Source organism: Chlamydia sp., from assembly GCF_017472245.1.
Classification (GTDB): domain Bacteria; phylum Chlamydiota; class Chlamydiia; order Chlamydiales; family Chlamydiaceae; genus Chlamydia.
Window position 1 is genome coordinate 189707 of record NZ_JAFUQR010000008.1, and the last position, 17559, is coordinate 207265.

Below are 17559 nucleotides of genomic sequence, written 5' to 3' on the forward strand. Positions count from 1 at the left end.
TCTTTGTTTTGATAATGGCTATATTTTAGAAAAAGGATTAGAGTCTTGGAATACTCCTTCAGCACCGATTTCTTCTTCGATAGCAATCAGACGATTATACTTAGCTATGCGCTCTGAACGAGAAAGAGATCCCGTTTTGATTTGTCCCGTATTAAAGGCTACAGCAAGATCGGCTATTGTGGTGTCTTCTGTTTCTCCTGATCTATGAGAGAGGATTGTGGCGTATCCTTGTGAAGTTGCTAAACGGATCGCTTCAGCTGTCTCCGTAAGAGTTCCTATTTGGTTTGGTTTAATAAGGACAGCATTAGCTAATCCTTGAGCAATCCCTTCAGTAATCAAAACAGAATTGGTTACAAACAAGTCATCTCCAACTAGTTGGATACGATCTCCTAAGGTTTCAGACAAAAGTTTCCAACCTTCGAAATCTTCTTCGGCGAGGCCATCTTCAATAGAATCTATAGGATAGCGATCGCATAACTCAGCGAGTATTGCTACTTGATCTGCGGAAGATTTTCCATCATATGTTTTATCTTGAGTATTATAGAAAGATGAAGCTGCGCAATCGAGAGCGAGTGAGATATCTTCACCCGGAATAAATCCTGCTTGTTCGATTGCTTTTAATAGGAGATCAAGAGCTTCAGAATTTGAGGATAATTGGGGAGCAAAGCCTCCTTCATCACCAACACCAGTCGCTAATTGGCGATTTTGTAAAATTTTTTTCAAAGTATGAAAGACTTCTGCACCCATTCTTACAGCTTCTGTGAGAGAAGGTGCACTGATAGGACGAATCATAAACTCTTGAAATTGGAGTCCATTGGTTGCATGCATGCCACCATTAATTAGGTTCATCATAGGGCATGGGAGGACGTGAGAGAAGGATCCTCCTAAGTATCGATAAAGAGGTCTTTCTAAAGTATTAGCAGCGGCTTTTGCTAATGCTAAAGAGACGCCAAGGATGGCATTAGCTCCTAATTTTTCCTTATTAGAAGTACCGTCAGCATCGATCATGATAGCATCCGCTGTCATCTGATCAAATATACTGAATCCTTGTAAGGCAGGTAAGAGAACGTTTTTGACATTAGAAATAGCTTGTAAAACTCCTTTCCCTTGATAACGTTTAGGATCTTGATCGCGAAGCTCTAAAGCTTCTTTCATTCCTGTAGATGCTCCAGAAGGGACGCTAGCCTCTCCAAAAATCCCAGTATTAGTGATTACTTTAACGCATAATGTAGGATATCCTCGAGAGTCTAAAATTTCTCTAGCTTCTATATCAGAGATGACGACATCAAACATAACAAAATCCTCTTCTAGAATAGTTAATCAAAGCTGTTAGTGCGCTGTATCTGTTTCCTGGGGTAGAGATCCTGATGCGTTAACGGGAAGAAAAGGATCATATCTAGAGATTAAATTCTGGGATACCCATTTTCAATGTGAAGGGTGTTCTTCGCCTTCATGAAAAAGAAGCTGTTTTTTTGCAGCATTCATGAGATCGCGATATTTCGCAGCTTCATCAAACTGAAAAGCTTCTGCGGCTTTGTACATTGCTTCCTCGTATTTTTTTATCGAAGTTTCAAGCTCTTCAGGGGAAAATTGATTTAGTAAGGGTTGTTCTTGCGAGCCTTCTTTGGTAATAGGGTTTGCGAGTATTGGTTTAATAATAGGTTTAGGAGTAATATTATTTTTTTTGTTGTAGTCTAACTGTATTTGTCTACGACGCTCCGTTTCTTTGAGCATATGATCCATGGAGGGAGTGATTCGGTCGGCATAGAAAATGACCTTTCCGTGAATATTCCGTGCAGCTCTCCCACAAAACTGAATCAGAGAGGCGCTGCTACGTAAAAATCCTTCTTTATCAGCATCTAAAATGGCTACTAAAGAAACTTCAGGCAAATCAATCCCTTCTCGTAAAAGGTTTACTCCAATGAGGACATCGATGGCGCCCAATCGTAAATCAGTAAGAATTTGCGTTCTTTCTGCTGTTTCGATGCCTGAGTGGAGATAGGCCGCAGCGATTCCGAGTTCTGCTAGGAAAGCAGCAATGTCTTCAGCCAATTTTTTGGTTACAGAAATGACGAGGATTTTTTCTTTATCCTTATGGAGTCTCAGACGAATTTCTTCTAAAAGGTCATCAATTTGTCCTGTAGCCGGGCGAATTTCTGGTAGCGGATCAGGAATTCCTGTTGGGCGGATGATCTGTTCAACAATGTGTCCTTGGCTTTCTCGGATTTCTAGGTCGCCTGGGGTTGCAGATACATAAATTACACGGTGAAAATATCGACGGGCTTCTTCATAGGTAAGAGGTCTATTATCGAAAGCTGAGGGGAGACGAAATCCATATTCAACAAGAGATTGTTTACGAGACTGGTCTCCTCGGTACATAGCTCGCAACTGTGGAAGAGTCTGATGGGATTCATCAATGATTAAAAGAAAATCCTCAGGGAAATAGTCAAGGAGACAGGTTGGGGGTTCTCCAGGAGCAGATCCTGTGAAGTGCCGTGAGTAATTTTCTATACCTTTACAGAATCCGATTTCTCTGATCATTTCTATATCATGTGTAGTGCGTTGAAAGAGTCGCTCTTGTTCTATAGGACGTCCTTCAAAAAAAAGCATACGTTGTTCAAGTTCTTCTCGGATTGTGCGAATAGCTTGTTCCCGAACAGCTTCAGGAGTGACGTAGTGAGAACCTGGGTAAAGGGTCACAGAAGAAGTGGTATGAGAAGGGATCATAGTTAAAGGATCTGTGTATTCCACAGAAACAAGCGTATCATTGGTGAACTCTAGGCGTATAGCAAGGTCGCTTTCATAAGCAGGGAAAATATCTATAACGCTACCGCGTTCACGAAAAGCACTTCGCTGGGGGGTAGACGAAGCTTGGTAGTGCATGCGTACGAGTTGGGAAGAAAGCTGGGAGCGTGGGTATTCTTCCCCGACTTTTAACGTGAGAGCCATAGAGGAATAGTTATCTGGAGATCCAATACCATAAATACATGAGATAGAAGAAACGATGAGAGTGTCCCGACGTTCTAGGATTGAGCGTGTAGCCGACAGGCGAAGTTTGTCAATCTCATCATTGATAAGAAGGCTTTTTTCAATATAGGTATCGCTCCGAGCTATATAGGCTTCGGGCTGATAATAGTCGTAATAGGAGATAAAGTATTCGACTGCATTTTTAGGGAAAAATGCTTTAAATTCTTGATAAAGTTGTGCAGCAAGAGTCTTATTATGAGCAAGTACTAACGTGGGGACATTGATATTTGCAATAACATTCGCCATGGTGAATGTTTTCCCCGAGCCAGTTGTTCCCAGAAGAACCTGTGAAGGGATGCCATGTAAAACGCCTTCGGAGAGCTTACGAATCGCTTCCGGTTGATCTCCGCAAGGAGAGAAGGGAGCTTGTAATACAAACGACATGGTTTAGAACTCCCTTCTTTAGACAATAGTGTTACAATTATTTAGAGGAGGCTAGAATAGACCGCCATTTGTGACTTAATCCTAAACAATGATGGACTTCTTCCATTGTCTCTTTAGCCACTAACCGCATCTTTTCTGTACCCTTTTGTAAGGCTTCTTCAAGAAGCTTAGGTTGAGCAACAAGCTCGCTACGTTTTTCTCGAAAAGGATTCAAGAAGAGGTTAATTTCTTCTGCTAAGCGAGCTTTGATTTCCACGTCCTTAATGCACCCCTGACGATAACGGGCCTTAAATTCCTCGACTTCTTCTTTATGAGGATTAAAAAGGTCATGATAAATAAATAAAGGGTTCCCCTCCACTCTTCCTGGAGTTGTTGCATGAACTCGGTTAGGATCTGTGTACATCTTCCGTATTTTTTCCTGTACAGTCTTCGCATCATCCGAGAGATAAATGGCGTTATTCGCCGATTTGCTCATTTTCCCTTGTCCGTTCGTTCCTACCAGAGAGGTCAATTCTCCTTGTAAGATATCGGGTTCCGAAAATACTGGCCCATAGAGTCGATTGAAAGTTTTTGCTATGTCTCGTGTCAATTCTACATGGGCCTCGTTATCTTTCCCTACAGGAACAAGCTGAGCTTTAGCGAGCAAAATATCTGCGCTTTGCAATACAGGGTAGCCTACAAGCCCATGTGATAAACTTTCCTCGTTTAAAGAAGCGTTGCGAGCCATTTCTTTAATACTTGGAATACCCATGATGTGATTCAGTGGGGTCAGCATAGAAAAAATTAGATTCAATTCATAAATCTCAGGTATTGCTGATTGTAAGTAGATCGCTGATTGATCAGGATTGATACCTACGCTGAGCCAATCAGCAAGGACATCATAAATATGATTATCGACATGAAGAACTTCTTCTTTTCGCGTTTTGGTTGTTAGCGTATGAAGATCTGCGATAATGAAGAAACATTCGTAGAGAGGATCGTTTTGTAATTGGAGACGATTAACTATAGATCCAATCCAATGTCCCAAATGGAGTTTCCCAGTAGGACGATCTCCAGTAAGAACTCGTTTTTTATTCATTGCTGACTAACGAGGCGGAACCCAACCCTGGAAAGAAACCTCGCTCCTTGCATTTTCTTTAATTCTTATTTGCTGATTCGAATCAGTTATTGATAGTTATGAAAAACATGCCCCTAAAGACTTGGCTTTATCTAAGGCCGTCTGCATCAGAGGCGATTTAACTATTTTCAGGGAAATAGTTGTTAGGAAGGCTAGTCGATTACATAGATTTCGTCAATTCTTCAAAATGAGCGCGTAGAGAATCTATATCTTCTTGAATTTCCCGGAGATTTTTTTCTCCAATAGGATTTTTTTGAGCCTCAAGTAAACGTGATAGTAAATGGCGAATGAGATGACAGGTATTTTGCACATCGGTCATGAGCAAGAATTCCTGACCATCAACCCGAGATAAGCGATTCAAGAATACACAACGTTCTTGTTGAGCAAGCATATCTGAGGTAATGAAGTTAATAAATTCCCCTCGTTCGTGGATATCTTTAGCTACACGAATCAACATCATGAATTGTACGATAAGACTTTGAGCAGATTGTTTCTGCCCTGCAGGCAACTCTTGTAAAAGTTTTCCATTGATTAACATTTCAAATAGGAAATTAGCGAGTTCTTGCTGTCCTTGTGCACAGTTAAACACTACGTTCTGAAATTCTCTAAAGGTCGTATATCCAATGGGAGTTGCAAAAATTCTTTTTAAATTTCCTTCCAATAGCAGGAACGTGTTGTTATCAATTTCTAGAGGTTTTGGTTTCGTCGTCATTACGGGACACCTTAGTATGAGAAAGAAGGTTAGTTGTAACTTTTTGGAACTTTTTAATCAATTTTTCCAAGATGAAGAGTTCTGCTTCTGAAAGATCGGTACATTGCTGCAATAGTTTGGTTCCTTTTGCAAAAAAAGATGCAGCTTGTTGAACAAGAGACGATTGGCGTCGATCTGTGGGCAGTAGGGGAAACTCTTTACGGATCATTTCCAGGAGTTCTGCCTTAGGTTCTCCTTGGTAATTACGGATAATTGCTTCTTTTTTTTCTTGAGAGCCCTCTCGGGAAGCTAAGGTATAGGCTGCCTGCCTAGGCATTTTTTCTAATAAGAGTTTCAAGGTATCAGGAAGAACAGAGAAAAGCTCATAATAAACAAGGAAATTGTAGGGAGTTTGTCGATTTCCGTAAGTTAGCATTAACCATGCGGAGAAAGCTCCCTCTCGATAAGGTTTTAATAATTCACGGACTTTTTTGATGCGTTCGCCATGGAGTAATACTGCTTGGTGGTGAATCTGTTTGACTTGTGCAGATAAATAACACAATTGGTGCACATCACTATTCGCAACTTCTTTGGAAAAAGAATAATCTTCTAATAGTTGTCGGAATTGAGCTTCTTCTTGAGAGGAAAGTTTAGGATTTGTAAACCCATTCAGGAAAGGAGAGAGTTCTCCCTCTAATCGCTTTTTAGCGAGAGACTCCATTTTATCGGGAGCGGGTTTTTTAAAGCGATTTTCTAAAAGGGTTTTAATGTTTCCCATAGCGTTACATATCCCTTAACAAAAATAACAGTTCTTCAGTTAATTTTAGATAATCCTCTGAGGCTCGTGCGGAGGGGGCGGTTGAGAAGACCGGTTTTCCATGGATTGCAGCCTCTGAGATTGTAATGTCTCTACGTATGCGTGTATTGAGAAGCTTTCCAGGGAAAGTTTTTTGAATCAGCTCTGTAAAAGCAGCGTTATTTTTTCCTCTGTAGTTCCAAAAAGATAGTGTGACACCCAAAATATTGAGCGGATGGCGAGAGGAAATTCCTTGAATAAAGGTAGCCAGCCTCTCTAGACCTTTGACACTATAAAATTCTGGAGTTGCGCAAATGAGAGCATGTTGAGCAGCGATCAGAGCAGATTCTGTGAGCCAGCATAAAGAAGGCGGAGTGTCAATGATGACATAATCATAACGGTGTTCTATTGTGGAGAGAATTGCTTTTAAGCGTTCATGAGAATAGCGATCTGCTGCCAGGGATCCAGATACTTCAACTCGTTCTAACCATGTATCTGCAGGAATAAGGTCTAATCTTGATGAATCTATAGGACGAATTACATCTTCTATTTTTTTTCTCCTTGTAGCACAACAGCAAGGCTATCGTAACAGTCAGGATCAAGTCCTAATCCAGCTGTAAGATTGGCTTGAGCATCAAAATCAATGAGAAGAACCCGAGCCTTGTGATATTGCGCCAGCGCAGCTCCCAAATGGAGAGTAGTTGAAGTTTTTGCTGTGCCGCCTTTAAAACTGTTAACAGCGATTGTTTTCATGTTCATAACGAGGTGAAGCCCTTATAGGGAGGAATCCTCGCTCCTTTTTAGTTGCTTTAATTCCTTATATTGATTTGTCCGTATGTAAGGACGGATTAGGCAGGCGGAAAAATGAAAATCAGAAAAGTCTCCGGATGCCTTGTTGTCTATATTTTGGGTATAGTATCTTTCCGAAAGAGTAGCCTCATTTGAAAGCATCCTCTTATAAACGGAAAGGGTCTTTGTAGTAACCATCATGCGGATTCTTTTAGAGCGCGCATAGAAACTGTGTAGAACTTCGCTTAGCTTCAAAGCTCTAGACTAGTCCGTTTTATCCGTATTGAGGATTTTTTGCTACAGCGAACATCTTATAAATTTCAACTATTTGAAATCTATGATCGTTTGCAAAGAATGGATAGGAGTTGATCTAGGAAAATAGATGGCTTGTACAGATTATGTCTGTACAAGCCAAGGTTTTTTATAAAGAAGGTGTTAAAGATAGAGAGTGAAGCTCTTCGAGAATCGCTTCAGTGAAATTCTCGACAGAAACGTCGTTCAATACACGATTATCTCGTGTACGAACTGCTAATAAACGCGTTTCTAATTCTTTATCACCAATAGTGATCATGTAGTTCACCTGCATGTTTTGAGCATTCCGAATTTTTTTGCTCACAGATTCACTCGATGAATCGACGGAAATGATAATTCCAAGCCGGTTGAAATGTTTTGCCAATTCTTGGGCATACGCTTCATGGCGATCTGCGACAGTGATAATCCGGACATGTTCTGGACTCAGCCACAAGGGGAACCGTCCTTTGAAATGTTCGATTAAAATGCCTAAAAATCTCTCAATGGAGCCAAATAATGCTCGATGGAGCATAATTGGAGTTCTTTTTTCTCCTTGAGGATTGGTATATTTTAGATCGAACCGTTCTGGAAGGAACATGTCTAGTTGAATAGTTCCACATTGCCAAGTTCTGTTAATAGCATCTTTTACATGGATATCAATTTTAGGTCCGTAAAAGGCTCCTTCCCCTGGGCTGATAATAAACGGTGTTTCTGATTTAACCAGAGCACGCTTCAATGCTTCCGTAGCAAGCTCCCAAAGTTCATCACTTCCGATAGTTCCTTGTTCTGGCCGAGTGGACAATTCCAAGTGATATTTCAATCCGAAAGTCCCATATAACTCAGAAACTAAGCTAAGGATGTTCAAAGTTTCTTCTTCAACCTGTTCGGGAGTTAAGAATACATGGGCATCGTCCTGATGGAACGTACGTACTCGCATAAGACCTGACAGCGCTCCGGAGAGTTCGTGTCTATGCACATGACCAATTTCTGCAATACGTAGAGGAAATTCTCGGTAGCTATGCAGTTGTGTTTTGTAATACAGCATGCATCCTGGGCAGTTCATCGGTTTAATGGCATAATCTTCTTCATCAACCTTGAGGGTATACATGTTTTCTTTGTAGTTTTCCCAGTGGCCGGAAATTTCCCATAACTCTTTGTTCATAAGCTGAGGAGTTTGGATTTGTTGGTAGCCAGCAAGTTGATGGAGCCGTTTCCAGTAATTCACCAAAGCATTCCAAACGACCATTCCTCTAGGATGGAAAAAGGGCATTCCAGCAGAATAAGGTTGTTGAGAGAAGAGATCTAACTTAGTCCCGAGCACACGGTGATCGCGTTTTCTAGCCTCTTCTAATTGGTGAAGATGTTCCTTCAGCTCTTTGGCTGTAGGGAATGCGATTCCATATATTCGAACAAGAGACTCTTTAGAAGGATCTCCTTTCCAATAGGCAGCAGAAGTACGTAGAAGTTTAAAAGCTTTAACAGGTGCTGTTGATGGAAGGTGAGGACCACGACACAAGTCTAAAAATTCTCCCTGCTCGTAAGCAGAAATAATTGCTTCTTCGGGAAGCTCAACAATTAGCTCTGTCTTAAATGGATTTTGAGGAAAATAAGAAAGAGCCGCTTCCTTATCTGCGAATACTCTACGTGTAATCGAGAGGTTTTCCTCTGCGATCCGTTTAGCCATGGCTTCTATAGCAGGAAAGTCTTCTTCACTGATGGAAAGATTCGCAAAATCGTAATAGAACCCCTGGTCAATAACAGGCCCAATAGTTGGCTGTGCAGAAGGCCATAATCGTAAGACCGCTTGAGCTAGAATGTGTGCTGAAGTATGTAGAAAGATCTCACGTCCTTTAGGATCGTCCCAAGATAAAAAGAGAATGGTATCTCCATTCGTTAAGATGGTGGAAAGATCCTTTTCTTGACCGTTAATAAGAGCTCCTGCAAGACCATGAGAATGTTTCATCTGGTTTGCAAGATCCATTGCCGAGGCGCCTTCTGGTAATTCGAAAGCTTCTTGATTACAAGTTACCTGGATCATTCCTTCTCCATAAAATAAAAAATTGACTTTAGGTTTCCGAGAAAGCATTTCTTCTTTCACGAAGTGTAGCTATTGTAGCGTTTTGGAAAACTAAGCAAAAGGGTTTTATGCAGGATAATGATGGCAAAGCTAAGGACAATAGAATTTTTAGAAAAAATTTTTCAAACTGGGTTTTTTTGAATAGATCGCTTACAATGGATCTCTTGCGTTTTTATTAGCGATAAGTTTCTTCATAGAGCCGATCGCAGATCGGTATATCCCGGTCTATAGTGGTGCGGTTGCTCGTATCGCGAACCTGTGAGTTAGATCCTTTTGTAAGATGGCGATTTTCTTAATTTTTTTTAATGCTTTTATTTGGTCTTCTTCATTTGCCCTAAGTAAGTTTGCAATGGAGGCCGCAGCTCCCTTATTTGTTACGGGGAGTCGGATGTTGTTAGCAGGGATAGTTTTATTTGGGATTTTGCTAGTTAAACGAGAGAATCTACGTTTACCGCGTCAGGCGATCATGCCTATTATGTTACTATCTGTAGTCGGGTTTTATCTAACAAATGTTTTAGAATTTATAGGACTACAGGGACTTTCTTCATCCAAAGCTTGTTTTATTTATGGGTTTTCCCCTTTTACTGCAGCATTTTGTTCTTATATTCAACTCCGAGAAATCGTTACTTGGAAAAAGTTAGGGGGGCTGAGTTTAGGTCTAGTTAGTTATTTGGTGTATTTATTTTTCGGAGGTGGTGAGGCAGATTTGTCTAAATGGGGGTGGCAGTTAGGCCTTCCAGAACTCCTATTAATCGCCGCCACGTGTCTTTCTTCTTATGGTTGGACGTTGCTTCGGAAATTAGGACGAGGATGTGAGTCTTTACCTATTACGATGATTAATGCATACGCTATGGTTGTCGCCGGTGTGTTATCGTTAACTCACTCTAGGATTACTGAAGTTTGGGATCCTTTCCCTGTGGAAAAGCCTTTACTATTTGTGCAGGCAATAGGAGCTTTAGTGATCTTTTCAAATCTGATTTGCTATAACCTGTTTGCCAGACTATTGCGCTCCTTCTCTTCTACTTTCTTGTCATTTTGTAATTTAGTCATGCCGCTGTTCGCAAGTTTCTTTGGTTGGCTGCTTCTTGGAGAGCACTTTCCACCGGGTCTGTTACTTGCTGTAGGGTTTATGATATTAGGATGCCGGCTCATCTATCATGAAGAATTCCGCCAGGGATACGTCCTTACTTCGGAGCGTTCCTAGTAACAAAAAAACCGTAAAGTAGAGGCTTTACGGTTTTTTTGTGCAAAGAAAAAATCAAAAAGAAAAATTAGGATTAGTTGAACATGGCTCCTGTTGTTTGTAGCTGAGAATCTGCGATACTTTGTAAAGTTTGGAGAGCAGAGTTGAAGCTTTGTTGCGATTGTTCTTGGAGCTGCTGTGCTTGAGATGCATATTGTGCTTGAACGGAGTTTAGAGATTTCAATTCTTCTGCACGGGCCTCAGCCATACCTGCCATTCTTTGCTCTTGAGCTACCTGTGCTCCAATGATTCCTCCTGTGATTCCGTCAATACCAGCTGTTAAGCCGTGTACCATTTGAGAAATGCTCATAGCTGAAGAAAGAGCTCGTCCTGCAAACGCTGCTGCACGGCCTCCTTGGGTTTTTACCACGTTCATTCCGCGAGAGATTTTTTCAGACCAGTTTGGTGTATTTAAGGCTTGTCCGAATAAACCTCCCGTAGCTTTTCCTGCGGTCTGTGAGACTGTCTTCGAAGCACTTTCTGCCATACCTTGTGTGAGTTTTGTTGCTGCAGATGAAGCCGCAGATGAAGCTCCTGCTGCAGCTTTAGTCCCAGCTGTAGAGGCTATATTAGCAACGTCATCAAGAGTATTGGCTGCCACTTTTGATGCAGAGCTAGCCGCAGAGCTTGCGGCCGTTGCTGTTTCGTTAGTGAAGGCAGCAGATTTTAATCCCCCCAGACTTTTTGATGCGGATAGGATTCCTCCTCCTACTGAAACGGCAAATCCAACAATATTAGTAATCCCGGAGATCAAACTTTGCTTAGCTTGTAATTCTGTAGCTTGTGCTTGGTGGTTTGCTTGCGTACGAATAGCATTCCCAATTTCTGGTGCCATTGCCACTTGGTTTTGGATTGCTTGGTTTTGTTGTTGGAAAGAAGAGGACCAGGATTTAGCACTTGCTTGGGCTAACAAAGTCATGATTAGACCCATGAGCGCTAATGTTCCCATTCCTTTTCTCAAAACGACCCCATTAACCTGTCCACCACCAGAAGGAGAGGGGAGAGAAGGAGAGCCGTCATCATTGAACCCAGAACTTCTGGCACCACGAATAGCTTGTGCAGTAGCTGTTTGGGTAGCTTGGGCAACAGACGATGTCGTTGTTGATCCGCTAGTCTTTTGTGTTTTCTCGTTTTTTGATGTTTGACTAGTGCTAGTTTTTTTGCTTTTTCCAGACCCTTGGGATTCTTGTATCAAGTCTTCAAAACTTGCTTGAACATCTTCTTGAGCTGCTTGATTGACTTGCCCATTTTTCCCTGTCGAGGCAGCAGACGCTGAGTTAGCATTTTGGGTTAGCTGAGCTAACAATGAGGGATCTGGGGTATTATCTCCACGTACTCCTGTTGTCATAACACGCGATCTCCATCAAAAGGTTAATATTAAGCTGCAGCGGCTAAGGCGCCACTTATTGCAGACAAGGCTTTTGCTATTTGAGCTCCTGTTTTGGCTGCTTGTTGCTGTGTTTCGCTAGGGCTTTCTGTTTGTTTAGCAGCAATCTTACTTGCTTGCTGCCAGAATAATGTGAACGCTTTCATCATTTCAGATTGCGCAGTAAGTGCTCCGACTTCTTTTTGGATCTGTGCCAGGTCTTTTTGCATGTCAGATAACTGAATGCTGTTAATCCCTGAAACAAGTTGCGGTACAGCAGTAAGTGCTCCAACCCCCATAGTCACCCATTTACTTCCGAGAGTGTTGATGACTTTAGATAATTTGGGGAAAGACTTGCTAATAGCATTTTTCCCAGTACTGAAGATTTTACTGATGTTTTTAGCAAGAGTTTTAACAGCGGCTTTAATAGCTTGCTTGATAGCTTGTTTGATTCCTTGCTTAATCCCTGCTTTAATAGCTTGGACAATAGCCTGCTTGACTCCTTGGATAATAGCTTGTTTAACTGCTTGCATCACTGCTTGCATCGTAACCTGGGTAGCTACTGTTGTTGCCACGGAGGTCGCTGTTGTTGCTGCTGCTGTTGCTCCCGCAGCTGCTCCCGTAGCTGCCGCAGCTGCTCCTGCTGCAGCCGTTCCAATTAAGCCAAGACCGCAAGTAAATAATGCTGCTACAACCGAAACCACAGTAATGGCTACAGTGACCCCAATCATGACTTTATTGACTGTGTCCATCGTAGCGTTGGTATTAGACTTATTCTGGATCTCTTGTAATTTTTTGAATTCTTCGCGTTCTTTGTCAATTTTAAGTCCCTGAGATTCCAGGGACATTTTATTCATAGTAGTGGATTGGGATTGCGTACTTTGGAAATTTTCTAAAGCTGCTTGTGTAGATTCTCCAAGAGCTGTAATTGCTTTTGCCAAAGCTAAGCTGACTTCCATAACTTCTTGACGAGGAGTCGTCGAAGGTTTAGGTAGTCCAGGAGTATCTAGATTTGTGAGAGAAAGCTTACCAGTGGCGCTTGTTGCAGATGCTACAATATTTTGAATTTCTTGCAGTTGAGCTGCATCTGTAGACGCTAAAGAACTTAAAGAAGAAAGTTCTAAAGATTTGTTCGCCTCTTCTATCTGCTTTTGAGAGGATGCTCCACTGGTAGAGCTAAAGGATAAAGACGCTGTACTGAAAGAAGAGGCCTCTTTACCTGCGGCTAAGCCCTGTTGCTCTATCGCCTCTTGCCCTTCCATTTGGGAAACAGAGGAGGCTCTATCCTTCCCTGCAGTTCCTGCAACGGCTACGTCGCTTTCCATACTCAAGTCGTCGCGGTTTTGGCGAGTATGCTGAACTTGCTTAACCTGATTATCTGTTAGCTTATCTGCATTGGGAACACCTTGTGGAGTCGAGGTAATTACCTGAGACACAATGCTTTTCAGATTGCTGCTGTCAGAAGATGAAGAAGATGAAAGGGACATATGACCTCTCTAAAAACTTTTCATAAGACGAGAAATTTATTTCTCATCAGCAACATGTTTATTTACTGTTTCCGTTAGATGTTTTAGGCCTGAGAATATGTTAGAAATCTCTTTGGAAAGCAGCTCTTCCTCTTTAGGATTATTAAGAAGGCCTTGTGTAAGCGTTTCTATTGGCAAAGAATCTAATATCCCGCTTAAAGCTGCCATCATCTTTGCCAATTGTTTTTCATCCTGCATTCCTGCAAACATCTGTGCCAAAGGTAGATCCTGTGAGAAAGAAACCATGACTTCTTGCAATTCCTGCAAGGCTTGGGATTCTTTTTTTGAAATGTTCGCAGGTTCTACTTGAGGCTGAGAAGAAGCTCGTGTTTGATGTGCCTTATGTTTTTTGCTCATATTTCGGCCCTTCTTCTTTACTTTCCTTTTTTCTTATTAGAAGGAGTTTTTTTTGTTTTCGCACTTTTAGACGTTGTTTTGGATTCAGAGTCCGTTGGTGTGTTTTTCATCTTTTTCAACATAGCGTCTAAAGATTGCTTCATAATGTTGCAGCGCTCTTTAAGAACTTTGTATTCTGGTTTGTTCTTACACATATCAATAGTGATATCTAGGAAGTCCTGGGACTCTTCAGGCTGATCCAATTTCATTAAACTATCCGCGATATAGTAGGGGGGGATAGGGTTTTCTGGTTGAGCATCAAAAGCAAGGAAGAAGCCAAAAGCTGCCTCGTTATACATCTTCAATTGATGATAGCAAGAGCTTAATCCCAGAATATACTTGTAACATTGAGGTTTAGAAGCTGTTAAAATTTGAAACAGTCCGATAGCTTCTTGATATTTCCCTTGAGAGTAGAAGGTGTAGGCTACTGTATAGATTTCCTCAAGAAGTACGTCAGAAAGACCTAGGATCTGCTGAAGAGTTAATCCGTCACTTAACCCTTGCAAAATCTCCATCAAGACTTTTTTTGTTTCCTCTTCCGTAGGAACAGGATACTTTTGCTCAAGATCTTCAGCTTTTGCTTTTTTTTGAGCCGCAATTTCGGCCAAACGGCTGCGCGACTTTTTATTAAAAGAGGCTGAAGGTTTTTTAGAATTATTAGAAGATGGGGTACTCATCGCGATAATTCCTAAAAAAATAAAAACAATATTTCTTACTAACAATAATAAGTTTTATTGAATTGATTTAACAACTTAATTCATAAAAAATGATTTTAATCTTTATTACAGAAATAAATGTAACTAATTCTTTTTACTTAAGTTAGTTTTTGGAAGAGGGGGAGGTTGCTATCTTGCAATTTTTTTGTTCAGAAGGTACCTTTGCTTCCTGTGCGTAAGGCACAGACCCCACTCTTATTATTTCCTTTTAAGTAACGTTTCTAGAATGGAGATTCCTTGTGTCATTACCACCTTCTCGGATTCGGTTATTAGATAGCGCGACCGTGAACCAGATAGCGGCTGGTGAGGTTATAGAAAATGCCGCCTCTGTTGTTAAAGAGTTGATAGAGAATGCGTTAGATGCTGGAGCAGATGAAATCAGTATAGAAACACTAGGAGGCGGAAGAGGACAGATTATTGTTCGGGATAATGGCGCGGGGATGGATCAGGAGGAGGTGCCTGTAGCTATTCAGCGTCACGCAACATCAAAAATCTCCCAGTTTACAGATATCTTCTCTCTATCAAGTTTTGGATTTCGAGGAGAAGCCTTACCTGCAATAGCTTCTATCTCCAAAATGGAGATTCATACGGCACGATCCTCTGGGCTAGGATCGAAAACTTTAGTGGAAAAAGGAGAGCCGATTTCTTGTGAAACTTGCCCTCGACAACCGGGGACTACTATCTCGGTCCACTCTCTTTTCTACAACGTTCCCGTGCGGCAATCTTTTCAAAAATCTTTGCAAATGGATCGATTAGCGATTCGGCGATTACTAGAGAACAGCATCCTTTCCACAGATAATATTGGATGGACATGGATTAGTGAACGACGGCAAGAATTAAGTGTTGCCAAGAAACAGGGTTTTACTGAACGCGTAGCTTTGGTAATGGGGGAAGCTTTTGTCAAAGAGGCATTTTTTGTTGACAAGCGGAAGAATGAATTGCAGTTAATAGGATTTTTAGGAGCTCCCAATATACATCGCTCTACTAGACAGGGACAAAGGTTATTTATCAACAATCGTGCTGTGGAATCTTCTTCTATATCTAAGAAGATAGCAGAAGCCTATTCTTGGATGCTTCCAGCACAGCGGTACCCAGTATTTGTATTGAAGCTCTTTGTGCCCTCCCAGTGGTGTGATTTTAATGTGCATCCGCAAAAAACAGAAGTGCGTTTATTACAGGAAGGGAAAATAGGAGCTCTTCTCGTAGAAGCTATTTCCGAAACCTTATTACACCGCTCTCCAGCTTTAGAGACAAGTGAACCCAGAAAGTCTTCAACCGTTGAAAGCTGGAATATTAAGGAGCCTCTTTTTGAGCCGGAACGTGTTTCGACTTTACTTTCTTCTCCTGTGTTTCAAGAACAAGATCCCCAACAAACCGCGCTATTAGAATGTTCTCATAACAAACAAGAGCAAGTTTCTTGCCCTGTTAAAGAGAAAGTACGATTCCTTGCTTCTTTGGGAAAGATACTATTAGTAGAAGATTCAGAAGGTGTTCACGCTATATTTGTACAGGCTGCGCGTAAGCATTTGTTTTACTCTTCCCTAATGGTAGAACGTGCTGATACGCGATTCGTTTGTCAAACCTTTCTTCTTCCGCCATCTATACAAGTGACTAAGCTAGAAGCTGATTTTTTACAGACGCGCCTAGAGGATTTTGCTGCGATAGGGATAGATCTGTGTCGAATTAGCCCAGATAGTTTTGCTGTAGAAAGTGCTCCCGCTTTTATTCAAGAAGATGAATTAAAGGATTGGCTTGTTGCTTTAGCTCAGGAAGGAGCTTTTCAGGTGATAGAGTCTTTTGAACAGCTTGTTAAAAATACTGTTCAAAAGTTAGTGCTATCTAGAAATGTGCGTACCTTCGATTATTCTTGGCTAGATCTACTGTGGCAAATGGGGAAACCTGAAAAAGCGTTTGACGGAGAGACGATACGTCGGTTAGTTTTGGATGACGATTTCATGTAGGAGAGGGGAATGAACCAGGATCCGATTACTCGGTTACAGCACTTTTTGGCAGATTATGCCTTGGATGCTTTCTTAATAGAGAAAGATGAGGATATTAGTTATTTTCTTCGAGACCAGGCCCGATCCGGGACCTTATTGGTTTCTCGTGATGAAGCGGTTTTTTTTATCTCTCCTTTAGACCGTGATCTTTATGCTCATGTGCAAGGTGTTGCACTTGTTTTTTGTTCTAAAAGTGTGGATCAAGAACTGTTTACATATGTCGAAGATAAAGGGCTAAAAACTATAGGGTTTGATGGGGAATATACCCCTTATAGAATAGCGCAAGATCGCATAAGTAGCGGGTATAATTTTTCACCTCGGAGCTTAGTTGCAGAGAAGCTTCGTTGTCTGAAAGGTCCTGATGAGATTCAAAAGATGTTACGAGCTGCCGAAATTGGTTCTGCTGGGTATGATTTTATATTAACTGCGTTGTGTCCTGGGATCACAGAAAGAGAGGTTGTGCGTCTGCTCCATGTTTTTTGGGCTAATCTTGGTATTGAAAAGGTTTCCTTCCCCCCCATTATAGCATTCGGAGAGAATGCGGCTTTCCCGCATGCTATCCCTACGAATAGGGCTTTGAAAAAAGGAGATGTTGTTCTGATCGATATCGGTGTTTGTTACGAAGGATATTGCTCAGACATGACGCGTACTGTAGCTTTTGGAGGAGCACCGGAACAGCAGATACTAGATGGGTATGTTGCTGTTGCGGAGGCGCAACGCGTAGCTCTAGAGTTTTGTCGGGAAGGAGTGCCCTGCCGAGATGTTCATGAGCAGGCTGTGCGTGTGTTGCGAGAGTATGGAATAGAGAAAGCTTTTATTCATGGTTTAGGCCATGGAGTGGGTAGAGAAGTTCATGAATATCCTCGTTTATCTCCTTCTTCGGAGGCAAATCTGCAGGTGAATATGGCTGTGACCATAGAGCCAGGAGTATATTTCCCTGGTATAGGAGGGATTCGTATTGAAGATACACTTGTGATTGGTGACAAGGAAAATTTAAATTTAACAAATCGGCCAGTCTCTCCTGAGATAATTATTATTTAATTTCTATAAAAGCCGTTGTTTTATTGTTAAAAATAGAAACGGCTTTTCTTGTTTTCTTTGTAAAATTGATTTTTTTTCTGAAATCAGTTACCTTATACA

Annotated in this window: 13 protein-coding genes and 1 pseudogene; 3 read left to right on the forward strand and 11 right to left on the reverse strand. The window is 41.4% G+C overall.

Features of this window, described 5'->3' with window-relative positions; translation table 11 throughout:
- Window positions 1-18: 18 nt before the first annotated feature.
- The 7 genes and pseudogenes from eno to thrS form a co-directional block, all read right to left on the reverse strand.
- Window positions 19-1293 (reverse strand): phosphopyruvate hydratase, encoded by a 1275-nt coding sequence (gene eno, locus IJ490_RS03885; protein WP_291894391.1) that lies wholly within the window; start codon window positions 1291-1293, stop codon window positions 19-21.
- Window positions 1294-1425: 132 nt separating this feature from the next.
- Entirely contained in the window at window positions 1426-3411 is a 1986-nt protein-coding gene (uvrB, locus tag IJ490_RS03890) for an excinuclease ABC subunit UvrB (protein ID WP_291894394.1), read from the reverse strand.
- A 37-nt stretch (window positions 3412-3448) separates the two neighbouring features.
- Window positions 3449-4489, reverse strand: coding sequence for a tryptophan--tRNA ligase (gene trpS, locus IJ490_RS03895; protein ID WP_291894397.1), 1041 nt, complete (start codon window positions 4487-4489; stop codon window positions 3449-3451).
- 199 nt (window positions 4490-4688) lie between these two features.
- Window positions 4689-5240 (reverse strand): CT584/Cpn0803 family type III secretion system protein, encoded by a 552-nt coding sequence (locus tag IJ490_RS03900; protein ID WP_291894400.1) that lies wholly within the window; start codon window positions 5238-5240, stop codon window positions 4689-4691.
- Window positions 5209-5997, reverse strand: a complete 789-nt coding sequence (locus IJ490_RS03905) for a pGP6-D family virulence protein (protein WP_291894403.1) — start codon at window positions 5995-5997, stop codon at window positions 5209-5211. The genes IJ490_RS03900 and IJ490_RS03905 overlap by 32 nt, the downstream gene beginning before the upstream one ends.
- 4 nt (window positions 5998-6001) lie before the next feature.
- Window positions 6002-6768, reverse strand: a pseudogene (locus IJ490_RS03910) (ParA family protein).
- A gap of 457 nt (window positions 6769-7225) precedes the next feature.
- Window positions 7226-9133 carry a threonine--tRNA ligase gene (gene thrS, locus IJ490_RS03915; RefSeq protein WP_291894717.1) on the reverse strand — a complete coding sequence of 636 codons (1908 nt, stop codon included), beginning with the start codon at window positions 9131-9133 and terminating at the stop codon, window positions 7226-7228.
- A gap of 319 nt (window positions 9134-9452) precedes the next feature.
- Here thrS and IJ490_RS03920 point away from each other — a divergent pair, with 319 nt between their 5' ends.
- Window positions 9453-10376 carry an S-adenosylmethionine/S-adenosylhomocysteine transporter gene (locus tag IJ490_RS03920; protein WP_291894406.1) on the forward strand — a complete coding sequence of 308 codons (924 nt, stop codon included), beginning with the start codon at window positions 9453-9455 and terminating at the stop codon, window positions 10374-10376.
- A 73-nt stretch (window positions 10377-10449) separates the two neighbouring features.
- Here IJ490_RS03920 and sctE read toward each other — a convergent pair whose 3' ends face one another.
- The 4 genes from sctE to IJ490_RS03940 are packed head-to-tail and all read right to left on the reverse strand — an operon-like array spanning window position 10450 to window position 14380.
- Window positions 10450-11763 carry a type III secretion system translocon subunit SctE gene (gene sctE, locus IJ490_RS03925; protein ID WP_291894409.1) on the reverse strand — a complete coding sequence of 438 codons (1314 nt, stop codon included), beginning with the start codon at window positions 11761-11763 and terminating at the stop codon, window positions 10450-10452.
- A 29-nt stretch (window positions 11764-11792) separates the two neighbouring features.
- Window positions 11793-13268 (reverse strand): secretion system protein, encoded by a 1476-nt coding sequence (locus tag IJ490_RS03930; protein ID WP_291894412.1) that lies wholly within the window; start codon window positions 13266-13268, stop codon window positions 11793-11795.
- 36 nt (window positions 13269-13304) lie between these two features.
- On the reverse strand, window positions 13305-13664 hold the full coding sequence (locus tag IJ490_RS03935) for a hypothetical protein (protein ID WP_291894415.1): 360 nt from the start codon (window positions 13662-13664) through the stop codon (window positions 13305-13307).
- 17 nt (window positions 13665-13681) lie between these two features.
- Window positions 13682-14380 (reverse strand): SycD/LcrH family type III secretion system chaperone, encoded by a 699-nt coding sequence (locus IJ490_RS03940; protein ID WP_291894418.1) that lies wholly within the window; start codon window positions 14378-14380, stop codon window positions 13682-13684.
- Window positions 14381-14658: 278 nt separating this feature from the next.
- Here IJ490_RS03940 and mutL point away from each other — a divergent pair, with 278 nt between their 5' ends.
- A complete protein-coding gene (mutL, locus tag IJ490_RS03945; protein ID WP_291894422.1) occupies window positions 14659-16380 on the forward strand; it encodes a DNA mismatch repair endonuclease MutL in 1722 nt (573 codons plus the stop codon).
- A gap of 9 nt (window positions 16381-16389) precedes the next feature.
- Window positions 16390-17460 (forward strand): aminopeptidase P family protein, encoded by a 1071-nt coding sequence (locus IJ490_RS03950; RefSeq protein ID WP_291894425.1) that lies wholly within the window; start codon window positions 16390-16392, stop codon window positions 17458-17460.
- The last annotated feature ends 99 nt before the right edge of the window (window positions 17461-17559 follow it).